The organism is Scrofimicrobium canadense, assembly GCF_009696615.1.
GTDB classification, from domain to species: domain Bacteria; phylum Actinomycetota; class Actinomycetes; order Actinomycetales; family Actinomycetaceae; genus Scrofimicrobium; species Scrofimicrobium canadense.
Genome location: NZ_VULO01000008.1, coordinates 89,288 through 103,199 on the forward strand (window position 1 = coordinate 89,288; position 13,912 = coordinate 103,199).

At 51.5% G+C, this 13,912-nt stretch carries 10 protein-coding genes; 1 reads left to right on the forward strand and 9 read right to left on the reverse strand.

The window, feature by feature from the left end:
• Position 1 precedes the first annotated feature (1 nt).
• Genes FYJ24_RS07665 through FYJ24_RS07675 form a run of 3 tightly spaced genes read right to left on the reverse strand, consistent with a single transcriptional unit; the run spans position 2 to position 2,542 of the window.
• Entirely contained in the window at positions 2–919 is a 918-nt protein-coding gene (locus FYJ24_RS07665; RefSeq protein ID WP_154545183.1) for a carbohydrate ABC transporter permease, read from the reverse strand.
• A gap of 28 nt (positions 920–947) precedes the next feature.
• Positions 948–1,832, reverse strand: coding sequence for a dihydrodipicolinate synthase family protein (locus tag FYJ24_RS07670; protein WP_154545185.1), 885 nt, complete (start codon positions 1,830–1,832; stop codon positions 948–950).
• Positions 1,829–2,542: a FadR/GntR family transcriptional regulator gene (locus tag FYJ24_RS07675; protein ID WP_154545187.1), complete on the reverse strand. Its 714-nt coding sequence runs from the start codon at positions 2,540–2,542 to the stop codon at positions 1,829–1,831. The genes FYJ24_RS07670 and FYJ24_RS07675 overlap by 4 nt, the downstream gene beginning before the upstream one ends.
• A gap of 105 nt (positions 2,543–2,647) precedes the next feature.
• Between FYJ24_RS07675 and FYJ24_RS07680 the strand changes: the two genes are divergently transcribed.
• Positions 2,648–5,623, forward strand: a complete 2,976-nt coding sequence (locus FYJ24_RS07680) for a glycoside hydrolase family 2 TIM barrel-domain containing protein (protein ID WP_154545189.1) — start codon at positions 2,648–2,650, stop codon at positions 5,621–5,623.
• Positions 5,624–5,989: 366 nt separating this feature from the next.
• Here FYJ24_RS07680 and FYJ24_RS07685 read toward each other — a convergent pair whose 3' ends face one another.
• From FYJ24_RS07685 to FYJ24_RS07710, 6 genes are all read right to left on the reverse strand, one after another.
• Entirely contained in the window at positions 5,990–6,994 is a 1,005-nt protein-coding gene (locus tag FYJ24_RS07685; protein WP_154545191.1) for a LacI family DNA-binding transcriptional regulator, read from the reverse strand.
• Positions 6,995–7,037: 43 nt separating this feature from the next.
• Positions 7,038–7,874, reverse strand: coding sequence for a carbohydrate ABC transporter permease (locus FYJ24_RS07690; RefSeq protein WP_225872068.1), 837 nt, complete (start codon positions 7,872–7,874; stop codon positions 7,038–7,040).
• Positions 7,875–7,879: 5 nt separating this feature from the next.
• A complete protein-coding gene (locus FYJ24_RS07695; RefSeq protein WP_318656588.1) occupies positions 7,880–8,788 on the reverse strand; it encodes a carbohydrate ABC transporter permease in 909 nt (302 codons plus the stop codon).
• Between the two features lie 91 nt (positions 8,789–8,879).
• Positions 8,880–10,145 (reverse strand): ABC transporter substrate-binding protein, encoded by a 1,266-nt coding sequence (locus tag FYJ24_RS07700; protein WP_154545193.1) that lies wholly within the window; start codon positions 10,143–10,145, stop codon positions 8,880–8,882.
• A 72-nt stretch (positions 10,146–10,217) separates the two neighbouring features.
• A complete protein-coding gene (locus tag FYJ24_RS07705; protein ID WP_225872069.1) occupies positions 10,218–12,485 on the reverse strand; it encodes an alpha-galactosidase in 2,268 nt (755 codons plus the stop codon).
• A 143-nt stretch (positions 12,486–12,628) separates the two neighbouring features.
• Positions 12,629–13,855 (reverse strand): ROK family transcriptional regulator, encoded by a 1,227-nt coding sequence (locus tag FYJ24_RS07710; protein ID WP_154545195.1) that lies wholly within the window; start codon positions 13,853–13,855, stop codon positions 12,629–12,631.
• Positions 13,856–13,912 lie beyond the last annotated feature (57 nt).

The window sequence follows — 13,912 nt, forward strand, 5'->3', positions numbered from 1 at the left end:
GTCAGATGTCCTTTCGCATGCCACGCAGCTGAACGACGTAAGCAATCACCATAGTGACTATTCCCATCACGATGGCGACAGTGGCAGCATAGTTATATTGCTGCCCCGAAAACGACAGAGAATACGCATACATATTGGGAGTGAACCCTGTCGTAATCGCATTGGGAGCAAGATTTTTCATAATGTTCGGCTCGTTGAACAACTGGAAACTACCTATGATGGAGAAAATCGTTGCCACCACCATGGCTCCACGAATAGCTGGCAATTTTATGGCCCAAACCATTGTTATCTCTGAGGCACCGTCAATACGGGCGGCTTCATAGAGCGACGGATTAATTGTTCGCAATGCCGAATAGAAGATAAGCATGTTATAGCCAACATATTCCCAAGTTACGATGTTTCCAATGGATGCTAATACCAAATCTGAGGAAAGTGGATTAGGAAGCGACCAGCTAAACATTTCATTGAGATTCCCGACGAGTCCGAACTGGGTCCCGTACATAAACCCCCACATCAAAGTAGCGACTACGCCGGGAACTGCATACGGCATGAAAATTGAGAGTCGGAAAAAACTCTTTCCCCACAATCGACCAGAGTCAATAGCTAATGCAACCAACATGGCAATTCCAAGCATGATTGGCACCTGAACGATTAGAAAAACACTAACACGGCCCAACGCCTGCAGGAACTGACCGTCAGAAAAAACGCGCAGATAATTATCAAGACCCACAAAAATCTGACCGCCAACAAGTGGATTGCGGTAAAGACTTAGATATATCGAATAAATAATAGGTAAAATAAAAACTAACAGGAATATCAGCATAAAAGGTCCCATGAAGACCCATCCTGACCATCTTCCCGCCACGGTTCTCTTACGCACCCGCACATTCGGGTCGACCGTGATTGACTTCGTTGTCATATGATTCCGATCCGTCTCGTGTCGATTTTCATCTCATAGGTAATAGCGAAAATGCTCTATCTGTTTCAACTGCCGCAAGTTCTTGGATCTCCGGAGTGGTTGGAGGCAGTGGCCGCCGTGATTGCCCAGTTTCGATTCCAAGATGCACCAAAGACGCCCGAAGAAAAGCTAAGAAGTTACCAGCATTCATGACAGCGATGTAACGATTAGCTCGTTGTTGAAGATCACTGGCTTGTTCCATATCTTGCTGTGCAAAAGCTTCGGCGATGCCGCGGTAAAGGCCTCCAATGACGTTGTAGGTCGACCCCACTCCGCCATCTGCTCCTAGGGCCAAGCCTCCTAACAAAACTTCATCCGAGCCGTTGAGGATTGTGAATCCTTCCGGTGCCATACCAACAAGCTCCGTCAGAGGATACAAATCTGTAGAGGTGTATTTGATTCCCTGCAGAACTCCCTCGGCCCCAAGCTGAGTAAAAAACCGAGGACTCAGTTCTTGATGGGTTCGCGAAGGGATGTGGTAGGCAAATAGCGGAAGATCGGTTGCCCGTGCGATTGTGGTGTAGAAGTCTCTGCAGTCAGCTTCGCTGTACTGATAGTAGATGGGGCTAACCGCACTTAATGCGTCCACGCCCACTTCAGCAGCATATCTGGCAAGTTCAATCGATTCTGCAGTGTTGAGAGCCGACACATGAGCATAGACTTTCGCGCGACCGTCAACATGTTGGACTGCAGCAGCAATCGTTCGTTTGCGTTCCTCAATTGACTGAGTAAAAGCCTCACCGGTAGAACCTGACACGAAAAGACCGTCAATCCCCTGGGAGAGAACATAATCTATAAGTTCCTTTTGTCTACCGACATCAACGGAGCCGTTTTCGTCATAACAAGCTATGAGGGCGGCAAGCAGTGTAGTCACAAAGACTCCTTCGTGGAAAGCGAAACGTAGCCCACAACGTCACTGTCCTTCAGCTCAATCGCAGTGCTTATCGGCGCGAAATGGACGGCAATCGCCCTCGTCATTCGTTGTGGATCACCGGAGCGAATTGCGGCAACAATTTCCGCGTGATCATCAACAACATGCTGGTTCACTGGTGTTTCTGTCTCAGCGGCGAATTCAGAATAGATCTGCCAAAAGAGTTCAATCAGCCGATTGAGCAACACGTTATTGAGGGGTGCAAAAAGTGTCATGTGGAACTGTCGGTCAATTTCTGGGGGAATGTCTCCTTGATGTGATGTCTCCCGCATCTTTTCAACTAAGTCATCCAGAGCGGTCAAGTCATCTTCAGAAAGAAGTTGCGCTGCCCGGGTGACCATGCCCTGTTCAAGCGCAGCACGGACTTGAAGAATTTCCAAAAGTGGAGTGTCATCGATTCGTAGCTGATATGGCAATACTTTGAGGACAGGATCGAAAGTAAATTCTCCTACGTACAGGCCTTTCCCGCGTTTTGCCTGAACAATTCCCAACATTTCTAGTTGGCGAACTGCTTCTCGAACCGTAGCTTTACTCATTGAAAATAGTTCTGAAAAAGCGCCTTCACTTGGAAGAGCGTCCCCCGGCTGCAGTGAATTCTCGGCAATGTACTCCCGAATCCCATCTTGCGCCTGCTGTGTCAACGAAACTCTCATTTGGTCACCTCACTGTTGTCGAGTACAGTACATCTCAGTTATCTGATATCTGTCAAGTGCCGATGGAGAAGTGTCTTGACAGACTTCGCTCTGGAGAGGATCAGGATGAATCAGACTGCCGATTACATTGAGAACACTGCCCCCGGCGGAGGGTCTCGGGTCGCCCCTCGCGCAAACCTGCCTACTGACGCAAACTCCATCGATCTCTGCGGGACATGGGAATTTCGGTTCTGGCCGGAAGTTCCAAATGAGCCTCCCACTGAGTCCTTCGGCAATGCACCTTCTAACTTGATTGAAGTCCCATCCCATTGGTGTCTCCAAAATCCACAGTGGGGAAAACCGATCTACACTAACTGGCGTTTTCCCATCCCTGTTGACCCGCCCCACATTCCTCATTCCAATCCAACTGGCGACTACCAGCGTTGTTTCCATCTTCCTGACGACTTCGTAACTGGACCTGAAGACCGAATCTACCTTCGGTTCGAAGGCGTAGAATCCGTCTACATTGTCTACCTCAACGGTCATTACATCGGATGGGGACAAGGCTCACGGCTTCCGACCGAGTTCGACGTGACTGACTGGGCTCAAGATGGAGAAAACACTCTGATCATCCGAGTCAGTCAATGGTCTGCAAACACTTACTTGGAAGATCAAGATCAATGGTGGCTTCCAGGGATTTTCCGTGAAATTACAGTACTTCAACGTCCCGGTAATGGAATTGAAGATGCCTGGATTGAAGCGGACTATGAAGACGGCACAGGAATCATCATTCCGCGCATCAAGGCATCTGCGGAGTCGTGGCCCCTCACGGCTCGGATCCCAGCAATCGACTTTGACCACACCTGGGATAGTCAAGAAGAACTTGGGGCTATCGAAGTTGGCAACGTTGAACCTTGGAGCGCAGATTGTCCAGCTCTTTATCATTTTGAGCTCGAAAGCCGCGGCGAAACTCTGAGCTGGAAAATCGGTTTCCGTCGGATTGAAATTGAAGGCCGCCAACTACTGGTCAATGGCATCCCTCTGCGGCTGCGCGGCGTCAACCGCCACGAGATTTCGTCGCTGCGGGGCCGAGTCTTCGACCGCGCTGCGGCACGGGCCGACCTAGAACTAATGAAACGCCACAACGTGAATGCCATCCGCACATCACACTACCCACCCCACCCGCATCTCCTAGATCTCACTGACGAAATGGGATTTTGGGTGATGGACGAATGCGACATAGAGACTCACGGTTTCGAACGCGCCAGTTGGGTTGGGAATCCGGCCAATGATCCCATCTATAGAGACAATATGGTGGACCGCATGCAGCGGATGGTCGAACGCGACAAGAACCATGCCTCCATCATCTTTTGGTCACTTGGCAACGAGTCTGGAACTGGAGAGAATCTTGCCGCCATGAGCGCGTGGGTAAAACTACGCGACCCAAATCGGCCACTCCACTACGAAGGAGACCATGAAGGTGTTTATACCGATCTATATTCTCGGATGTACCCGTCACTTGAAGAACTTCGGGCCTATTCAGAACCAAGTGGACCGCTTGCCCCAGCTCATCATGAAGTCAGTCGACTGACTCCGGCAGAATGTGCACGCCAAAGAGAGCGTCCCTTTCTATTGTGCGAATATGCGCATGCCATGGGAACAGGCCCCGGTGGAATAGTGGACTATCATCAAGCATTCAATTCTATTCCTGGATTACTAGGTGGATTCGTCTGGGAGTGGCGCGATCACGCGCTATCTCCCACCTACCAGGAGGCGTCAAAACTCCTGTATGGAGGTGACTTTGGTGAGGTCATTCACGATGGAAACTTTGTGTGCGATGGCCTGGTTGATGGCAATGGACAAGGCCGTGGTGGGTTGGCAGCGTGGGCGGCTTCGTCATCACCTATTTCCACACAAGTCACCACGGAATGGCTTACCATCACTAACCACTATCACAGCCGAAAAGCGAATCTCTCTGTCCAATACAGATTAGAGAGCGCAGACGGAGAATTGAAATCAGGAAGACTTGGTTCGGTAGAACTGCAAGCCGGACACTCAACCAAGATGTCATTGACTTCACTCATCCCGTCTTTTCCGTCCGCTTCTGAAGAAACTTGGTTGACTTTCTTCCTCACAGAAACTGAAACAAGGTGGCCAGCCAACATTCCCCCTTCCCAACTGGTCTTTCCAGCTTCCTCGGCGCCTGCTCCCACCAAACATCCGTTCGTGTGGGCAAAACGCAGTGGGTCAGTACTCGGCAATGCCACATTCGGACCTCATGGAGAACTGCTTCGAATTGGGGATTTCAACGTTTTGAGCTTGACGCCAGAGCTATGGCGGGCGCCTACCGACAATGATCGCGGTCGTGGCCCGTTGGATTATACTTTTTCAGATCCAGGAACTAGTCTGGGGGCGGGATCTGGCCAGCGAGGAACGTCAACCGCCGATCGCTGGGATAAAGAGCACCTACAGCATCTCACGCATCGCTGGTTAGAGCCGAGACACTATAAAGATAGTATCAGTGCCGTGGTCATCAGTTCTGCTCCTGGTGAGAGGAACCGTCTAGAAACTTCCATCACCTACCGCGCAAATGAATATGGCCTAATGTGCGATGTGACGATGGTACCTCTGGGGCAGTGGCAAGGATACTGGGGCCGTGCGGGTCTTACTCTATCCATTCCGGAACATGCTCATTCACTTTCATGGTGCGGTCTAGGTCCGGAAGAAACCTACCCAGACATGGAGGCTGGAAGCTATCTAGGACATTTTTCCCTCCTAGAACCGGGGAGTTCTAAAATGCCGCTGCGACCACAAGAGTGGGGACGACGTTCTCGGTTGCGATGGGCAACATTAGATTTTTCTTCGAAGACTTTAGCAATCAAGTTCGAGACCGATGACTGCTCAATTAGTGTTTCAGACTGGAGCAACTCAATTATTGCCGAGACTCCACACTCTTGGGAACTCCCGCCCTCTAACGACACTTTCATCTCAATTGATTTAGCACATCACGGACTCGGAAGTCGATCATGTGGACCTGATGTTCGCCCGGGTCATGCGTTAGCACCGCGGGCACTGCGCGCACAATTCTGGCTGAGCACTTAGCACGTAGCTGCAGTCCAGTAGCTGCGGGACAGCCGTCACATGCAAGACCGCATCAGAATACTCGACTGCCTCTGCAACTCTCAATACTTCGGCGAGAAACCTGCAGAAAATGAAGTTCCGACCCCAGTTGCATCAGGTACAGCTTCCCTAACAGCGGCGATTGAATCAGTTGACTGCAGTCTCAGCAAGAGGCCTCTAACCACACCGTCATGAGTAAGCTAAGCAGGCATGGAATAATACTTGCGCACGACATTGTGCTATATGAAAATGGCGTTCTGGATGTTCGGTCGAGAGTTCCGAGGCCGGATCAGCTAGGAGTCGAGGATATCGCGGGTGAGTGGAAGCTGGTTGAGTGGCGACCTGGGACTACTGGCACCCGCACGATTGTCGGACTGTGAGTGAGACGGGAAATACTTGGTGGTCTATATCTGTTGATTTTGGACGTAGAACTCCTGCGACAGCCGCCTCAGCCATCGCTTGGACGGGCTGAGTTACCGAAGATAATGGCGGAGAGCTATATCGAGCCGCGTCCGTTCCATCGAAACATATGACAGCTATGTCGTCGGGCGCATGCAAGCCTCTAAGGCTCAGAGCGCTAAGAAAACCGACCGCCATCATGTCAGAGAAACAAAAGACTGCATCGGGTAGCTGTCCCCGGTCCAGTAAGACTTGGGCTGCTTCAAAGCCTCCCCTCATTGACCAAGCAGTTATTACCGACTTCTGCTCTGGCAAACCAGCAGCCTCCATGGCTCTCTGATACCCAATAAGGCGGGAGTTGCGCTCTCCCGCATGCATGGGGCCGAATACGGGGACGACCGTTCGCGCGCCATGACTGATGAGGTGCTCGGTTGCTATGAATCCCCCTTCCTCAAAGTCCGGGCAGATTGTCACCAGACCTTTCAAAGGACTTTGCCGATCCATAAGTACTGCTGGAACCGATAGGTTGCGTTCCATCCACTCGATCTCAGAGGTGTAGGTCATGAGGCTAATAACCCCGTCCACCCCACGACCAATCATGTCGTTGAGCGTTTGCTCCTCCATGCGGGCCGCACCGCGAGCATGAGCAAGAAGCATCGATAAATCCCGCGCGGCCAACGCGTCTTCAAGTGCTTGCACTATTGCCGCATGGAACATGTTCTGCACATTAGGAACCATCACACCGTAGGTAAAAGAGGCCCCAAGACTCAACGCCCGGGCGCGCGCATTGGGTCTAAAGCCCAGTTGGTCGATGGCCCAACGCACGCGCGCTCGGGTGTCTTCAGCAACCGGCCGTGGACCGTCGTTGATGACGTAACTTACTACCGCCGTGCTAACCTGAGCCAGTCGAGCAACATCTTCGCGAGTGACTGCACGCCTTTTGGCCGCGCCCATGTGCAGACCTCCTGCAGAGTCTTAGTACTGAGAAACTCCTATTTTACTTCACGGCGCCGTCAGTCATACCTTTCATAAAATAGCGCTGCAAGAAGAGGTAAATAACGAGAACTGGAAGCACGCCCATCATCGATCCTGCGATCGCAGCGTTGACATTGGACCCTGCTGAGCCAAAGAACGACGCAATTGCGGGAGCCAAAGGACGGGTTTCATCTGTAGTCATGATGTAGGTTGACAGGGCAAACTCATTCCATATTGCCGTACCTGTCAAGATAATGACGCTGATCGTCACGGGCTTCATCATCGGTAAGACAACTGAAAAATACGTCCGTAGTTTTCCTGCACCATCAATCCTGGCAGCTTCTTCCATACTCTCAGGAATTCCGCGAAGGCTCTGTGTGTAAAGAAAAATTGCCTGCGGGAGCGCTAAAGCAGCCAGCGGCAAAATAAGACCTGGATAGGTGTTCATGAGTCCCAGACTCTTCAACAGGCGTATTAATGGGACCAGAATACTCAAGGGAGGAATCATCATCACGGCGAGGGTCCCCAGGAGTATCCAGCGATTTCCACTGGTTCTTCGTCTGGCCAAAGGATATGACGCCAGCCCTCCCAGGACGACAACAATCAGAGTTGCACCTAGCGTGACGATGACAGAATTGATTATTGCTTGACCAATATGGCCTGCGCCCCATGCAATCGCAAAGTTTTCAAGAGTGCCACTAGAAAACGGAAGTGCCCACACTGATCCTTGGTCGTGGGGGTCTTTGAATGCTGTGACTAATCCCAAGTAGAAAGGAATAAGCTGAACTAGGACAACGATGAGTAAGAGCGCAACGACGAGTGTAGGGGTACCTGGTTGTTTGACCTTTACTTTATCCATCACCATCACATTCCTATCCGATTTGCGCGCAGATCAAGCCATTTGTTGGTAAACACAGTAAAGATGGCAATTACGAGGAAGAGGATCACTCCCTGTGCCGCCGCGTATCCCGCAGCTTGGCTACCGAAATACGTCCGACCAATGAGCGTGGATACGGAGTTTGTGGCAAATCCCGGTCCCCCATCAGTGAGCACTTTGACAATGTCAAACAGCTTCAAACCGCCTATGAGATTGAGGACGACAGACGAGGCAAAGGCCGGGTGAAGCATGGGCCAGGAGATTTTTGTGAAACGCTGCCATGGACTGACACCGTCCAATGCTGCAGCCTCATAGATTTCTTGGGGAATAGCCTGCAAACCCGACAGATAGATGATCATAGAGACGCCAACAAACTGCATCGAGTTAATGAACACGATTACCACAATTGCAAATCCTGGATCAGCTAGCCAGGCAACCGCCCCTCCCCCAAAAGCTTCCATAATGTCGTTGAGGGCACCTTGACGGTACCGAAAAATCAAGTAGTAAAAGGTTCCCATGACGACGGGTGAGATCAATACTGGCAAATAGACAATTGCGCGCATCACATTAGTGTTGCGTCCAGCACGATCAAGCAGTACTGCCAAAAAGAGACCAACAATCTGTTGGATGATGGTTGATCCGATACCAAAAATAAAAGTATTGCGAAGAGCCACCATAAAATTCGGGTCTGACCACAGTCGCTGATAGTTTTGCCAACCAACGTCTGCGTACGAGGGCGAATATCCGTCCCAGTTGGTGAAAGACAAAATCGCACCCTGAATTACGGGCCACACCAGGAATACTGCAAACATCGCAAGTGCGGGGAAATACATCAGGTTAATGGAGGCCCCTCGCAAGCGGTTGGACTTTCGAAGTGTCATTGTTTGGACACTCACCTTGCGCTCCTTCTATCCGTGTCAGCATCGTTGCTGACGAAAAGATACGGTGGCACTCAAAGGATCTTTTCTCCCGAATGCCACCGCAGGGTCAGCCTTGCTGACCGTAAAGTGTTTTGAATTGTTCTTCCATCTGCTTAGCAGCCGCCGCCGAATCCATTTGACCAGTAAATACCCCATCGGTACTGGTAATGATCGTGTTCCACATTCCATTTGGAAGATAAACACGGTCGAAGAATGCCTTGGTGGGGATAGTCCCAGGCGCTACGTATTTGTCGAATGAAGGTTGGATATTGCCTAGATCGACCTCGACGTTGGTCAGTCCTGAGTATGCTCCAGACGCTTCAAGAAGTTTCTTCGCATTGGCGGGTTCTGCCAAGAACTCTAGGAATTTCAGTGCTTCTTCCTGATTTTTGGCATCCTTTGCCACGCCAAACGCACTCACGCCCTCGCCGCCGACAAGATAGGGACCGTCTATTCCTGGAAGAGGAATAAAGCCAAGGTTCACATCTGGGTTGAAATCATAGGCATCGGAAAGAACGAAAGGCCATGACATTGCAAAGGCTGCAGTTCCTTCGGCCAGCTGACGTGCCATGTCATCGTAGGTTGCGGAGACATAGTCAGGATTGATCCAGCCTTTGTCAGTCCACTCTTGGAGGTGATTAGTCACCCCTGATTCCCACAACTGAGGGTCAAAGGTACCGTCTGCGAACTGCTGTAGTTCTTGTTGCGTGTACTGCCCAGAAGCAATGAAGTTACCGACATCGCCAGCATTCTTGTCTTTACCGGCCGAGGTGAAAGGAACTGCATCAGTTTTCTCGGCTACGGCGGCCATCGCCTCATTGAGTTTATCCCACGAATCGATTCCCTCAGCATCGACACCGGCTGCCTCTAGGACATCATAATTCACCAACATACCGGTGGTCCCGTACTCCAGTGGCAACGCATACAGGTGACCTTCTGAGTCGAGCATCACCTCGTCCAGAGAAGGATTCATATATTCAGCCCAAGGCTGGTCCTCCAGTGGCATGAGGAAGGGGCTATAGCGTAAAACCGACCATCCATGCGTTGAGATGACATCGGGCATTGAATCCGACGCCATTTTGACTTTCATGTCATCTTCATAACTTGCCGCTGCCGTTGTGAGATTGACCTTGACCGCTTCTTTCTCTTCGAAAGTCGCGACTAGTTCTTTCATTACTTCTTCTTGCGGGCTACCCGCTGGCATATTGAGAAATAGGTCAAGTGCCCCGCTAGAGCCACCACCTGATTGGTCACCACCTGAACTGCATGCTGCCAATGCCATGGCACCGGCAGCGACTATTGCTGCTACATGTATTCCTCTATTGTTTCGCATGGGCGAACCTCCTTCGGTTTCCTGGTGCGGTTATGGGTTGTCGACTCCACCTGGGAGTCCACGCTGAATGTGCTAGTTTTCTGAGGATATTTCGATGAGTAACGCCTGGTCTGGGTGCATAAGCGGTGTTTGCACTCCCACATGACGCAATGCTGCCCCCGTAAGAGTGATACCAGGAAGATCGGTATCTACTGGAATAACTCCCTGGTTTGTCGAGACGTAGAAGTTCTCTTCGGCTCCAAACCAATCAACCATTTGCAGACCGCTGGGAGCTGCGCCAATGAGAATAGGGCGAATCTGGTAGGTCTTCTTGTCGTCAAGACCCGCAAAGGTGATGCGCCCCCACGGAGAGATAGATGGACGATGACGTGTCACTAGTTGGAAAAGAGCCCTATCTTTATCAGGGGCGACGATTCCCTGCAACCACAAAGAGTCATCCGGTGTCTCGCACCGAACTAGCGACCCACTATGAAGAAAAGCTCGTTGTTGTTTGTAGAAAGAAATCCATTGCCGCAGTTCTTCAATCTCTTCAGGGTCGGCACTGGATATGTCCCACTCGATACCGAAGTGTCCCCATAGAGCGGTGGCACCCCGCATCGACATCGTTGACCAACGTCCTGTTGTATGCGAATGCGGAGACGCCACATGAGTTCCCATGAGCTCAGGTGGCAAAAGTTGCGCCAGCCACCGAGTCATTTCTTGGCGTTCTACAGGGTCAATACAATCGGAGACCCATACGCGATCCGTATGTTGAAGAATCTCTAGATCGATACGACCGCCGCCTGAGGAACATGATTCTATTTCCAATCCGGGGCACTGCGACCGAATGTCGTCAAGTAGCTTATATGTCGACAGCGTCTGAAGATGGACAGCGGCACGTCCTTCTTGTTGGAGATTTCCAGCGTCGATGAGGTCGCGATTGTGATCCCACTTGATGTAGTCGATTCCGTACTCTTTGACCAGGGAGACAATCCTGTCTTCTAGGTACTTTCTTGCCTCAGGAATCGAAATGTTAAGGACTTGCTGGTGCCGCCATTCTAGCGGGAGCGATTCTGAGTCTGTTCCGCGCGCCCCCATCACCCAGTCGGGATGACTACGTGCAAGATCTGAGTTCATACTGACCATCTCTGGTTCGAACCACAGACCAAACTGCATTCCTTTGCTGTGAACGTAGTCGGCTAGTGGCCCTAAACCCTGCGGCCATACCTCTTCATCGACGTACCAATCTCCCAAGCCTTGGTGGTCATCTCGTCGACCTCGAAACCAGCCATCATCGAGGACATATCGTTCGACACCAATGGATGCTGCTTTATCTGCCAAAGCAAGTAGCTCAGGAAGATCATGACGGAAATACACCGCCTCCCAAACATTTATTGTCACTGGACGAGGGGTCTTCACGTGGTTGTTGCGGCTACGCATCCACGACTGCACGCGATTTGCTGCGTCATCCAACCCCACCGCGTGAAGAGCATAGAAGTATGGCGTCGCGTATTCTGCTCCCGTCTCGAGAGACACCTCGCCAGGATATAGGGCTTCAGAGCCACCGATAATTTCTTCCCCCGAAGGAAGTTTTTGCACCCACGTGCGGTGGTTCCCCGAAAACGCCGTATGCAAGCCCCAAATATTTCCTGACTGGAAGGAGAATCCTTTCTCACCCACCATCGTCATATCGGGTGCGTCAAAGCCAGTGCGCCCTCTCCAGGATTCACGTAACCGGCAAGCCACCTGAACATCTTGCCTTTGAGGATGGCGTTCTTTCCCCCAACGCCCCGTCATATCGAGGACTTCATTAGCTGTGAGAGGTAGGGGCAAAGCGATCCCTAGTTCTTGAAGATGGTAGACACCATCGCCGCTGTTGCCCAGCCTACAACGAGTTCGGAAGAGTCCCTGGGGAAAAAGCTCCACCTCGATTCTTAGATCAAGATGAGCGCGCTCATCGGTCAGCCCGAAAATGAGTTTTCCGGCACCGCATTCAAGTACCCCGTCAGATTTCACTCCGTCGGTCTCTGGGGTTTCAACCGAGACTAGATCGAATCGTGGCGACCAGTCGACCCCGCCGGAGCGAAAACCTTTGAGTCCGGCCCGACCCAGCCATCCATCAGATTCTAGCGGAACAATCCCGGTGGCCGCGGGGAGGTCTGGAGCGTTGCCTGCCAACGGCTCGCGGGAAGCACACACTAGTGCCTCAAGAGTTACAGACGTTTCACCTGTGAGTTCTGCTCCCCAATAGACGATTCGGGGAATCCGCTGAGAACTTGTGTCCAACACCAAAGATAAACCACCGGCGCGTGCGTGGATCGTGCGTGCAAGCGCATCTTTGCCCATGACATTTCCTAACATTTATAATCCACCCCAGTAGATGCAAATTCTAACTACCAGGCTTTTTCGCTAAATCTAGTCATATATTCTGCTTTTTCGAGAGTCTACCCGCATAGACTCTGTAGATGCAACCGCCTTCAGAATTTCGTCGTCAACTGTTTTTGTCAGAGCTGGATAAACAGATTCTCAGGATGCGGCGACAATTCTTGATCTAGAACCATAATCCCGGCCCCCAAAGCTCCAGAGATAATACCGGCCCCTTCATGGCGATCGAGCTCAGTTTCCACCACATGCACAGCGCCAGCGGCGGCCCGAATATCGTGCAGCTCTCGGCCTAGCACTTCCATTGCTCGCCGATATTGGGGCCATAAAGGACCGGTGAAAGCCACGTGGTCGGCGTCGATAAAATCAACCGCAATTCTCAGCAACTGACTCAAGCCAGTCAGTGCCGAATCCATCAACGATAAAGCTCTGGCATCTCCAGACTGGGCCACATCAACGAGTTCCTTCAACGCGGCTGTGAGACTTATGTGCGCCGGATCGACATTAATACCGGCTGCCACAGCACGCCCAGCTAAAGCACTCGGAGCAAGCACCTGCGCAACGCACCCCACCTGCCCACACTCACACACAGAAACGTCAGCTGACGTATCCACGACTATATGCCCCACCTGTCCCGCATTTCCAGAGAAACCCTTGACAATAGAGCCGCCACTAACAAGGCCCAGTCCAATGCCCGTTCCGATATATACCAAAACTAGGTCGTCACCCAAGTCAGCATCGAGCCATCGAAGAGCGGTGACAGCAGCCATCACATCCTTAGCCATCCACACTGGCATTCCGGTCAACTCTTTCAAGAGTCCCACTATCGGTACTCCCTCCCACCGGGGAAGATGTGGTGGTGACAAGATTTCTCCGCGACCCATATCGACGGGGCCGGGTACTGCAAGACCAATGCCCAATCGGCGCCCAGCAAGTTCCTTCGATGTGGACATTCGGCATATTGCCTGCGCAGCCATCTCCATGACACGTTCTGGCTTTTCATCTCCGTCTAGCCCAAAGGATTTTTCACATTGAATCGATCCTTCAAGATCAACTGCGACCACGGTGAGTAGCGCGGGGTCAAGATGCACTCCAAAAGCATGGGCCCCTGCAGCCCGCAATCGCAGAAGTTCGCGAGGCTTACCTGTCGCCTGCATCTCGGTTCCGCAGACTTCCAGCAGCCCCTCTAACAGAAGTTTGCGGACAATATTTCCCACAGTTTGAGTACTGAGTCCCGTTGCTTGCGCCAGTTCCACCCGACTAGTTTCTCTTGCACGCCGGACCTGTGACAGCACCAACCTTTGGTTGTATGAGCCAACGCGAGTGATATTGCTGCCAAGTGATTCCATTGTCCAATCCTATCGTTGCCACCACGTTAATAAATATGATTTACTAAGTATCGATCG

Excerpts from the sequence above, each read along its gene's own strand:
- FYJ24_RS07665 (WP_154545183.1), bottom strand. The coding sequence starts at position 919 with ATGACAACGAAGTCAATCACGGTCGACCCGAATGTGCGGGTGCGTAAG.
- FYJ24_RS07675 (WP_154545187.1), bottom strand. The coding sequence starts at position 2,542 with ATGAGAGTTTCGTTGACACAGCAGGCGCAAGATGGGATTCGGGAGTAC.
- FYJ24_RS07680 (WP_154545189.1), top strand. The coding sequence starts at position 2,648 with ATGAATCAGACTGCCGATTACATTGAGAACACTGCCCCCGGCGGAGGG.
- FYJ24_RS07685 (WP_154545191.1), bottom strand. The coding sequence starts at position 6,994 with ATGGGCGCGGCCAAAAGGCGTGCAGTCACTCGCGAAGATGTTGCTCGA.
- FYJ24_RS07690 (WP_225872068.1), bottom strand. The coding sequence starts at position 7,874 with ATGGATAAAGTAAAGGTCAAACAACCAGGTACCCCTACACTCGTCGTT.
- FYJ24_RS07700 (WP_154545193.1), bottom strand. The coding sequence starts at position 10,145 with ATGCGAAACAATAGAGGAATACATGTAGCAGCAATAGTCGCTGCCGGT.
- FYJ24_RS07705 (WP_225872069.1), bottom strand. The coding sequence starts at position 12,485 with ATGTTAGGAAATGTCATGGGCAAAGATGCGCTTGCACGCACGATCCAC.
- FYJ24_RS07710 (WP_154545195.1), bottom strand. The coding sequence starts at position 13,855 with ATGGAATCACTTGGCAGCAATATCACTCGCGTTGGCTCATACAACCAA.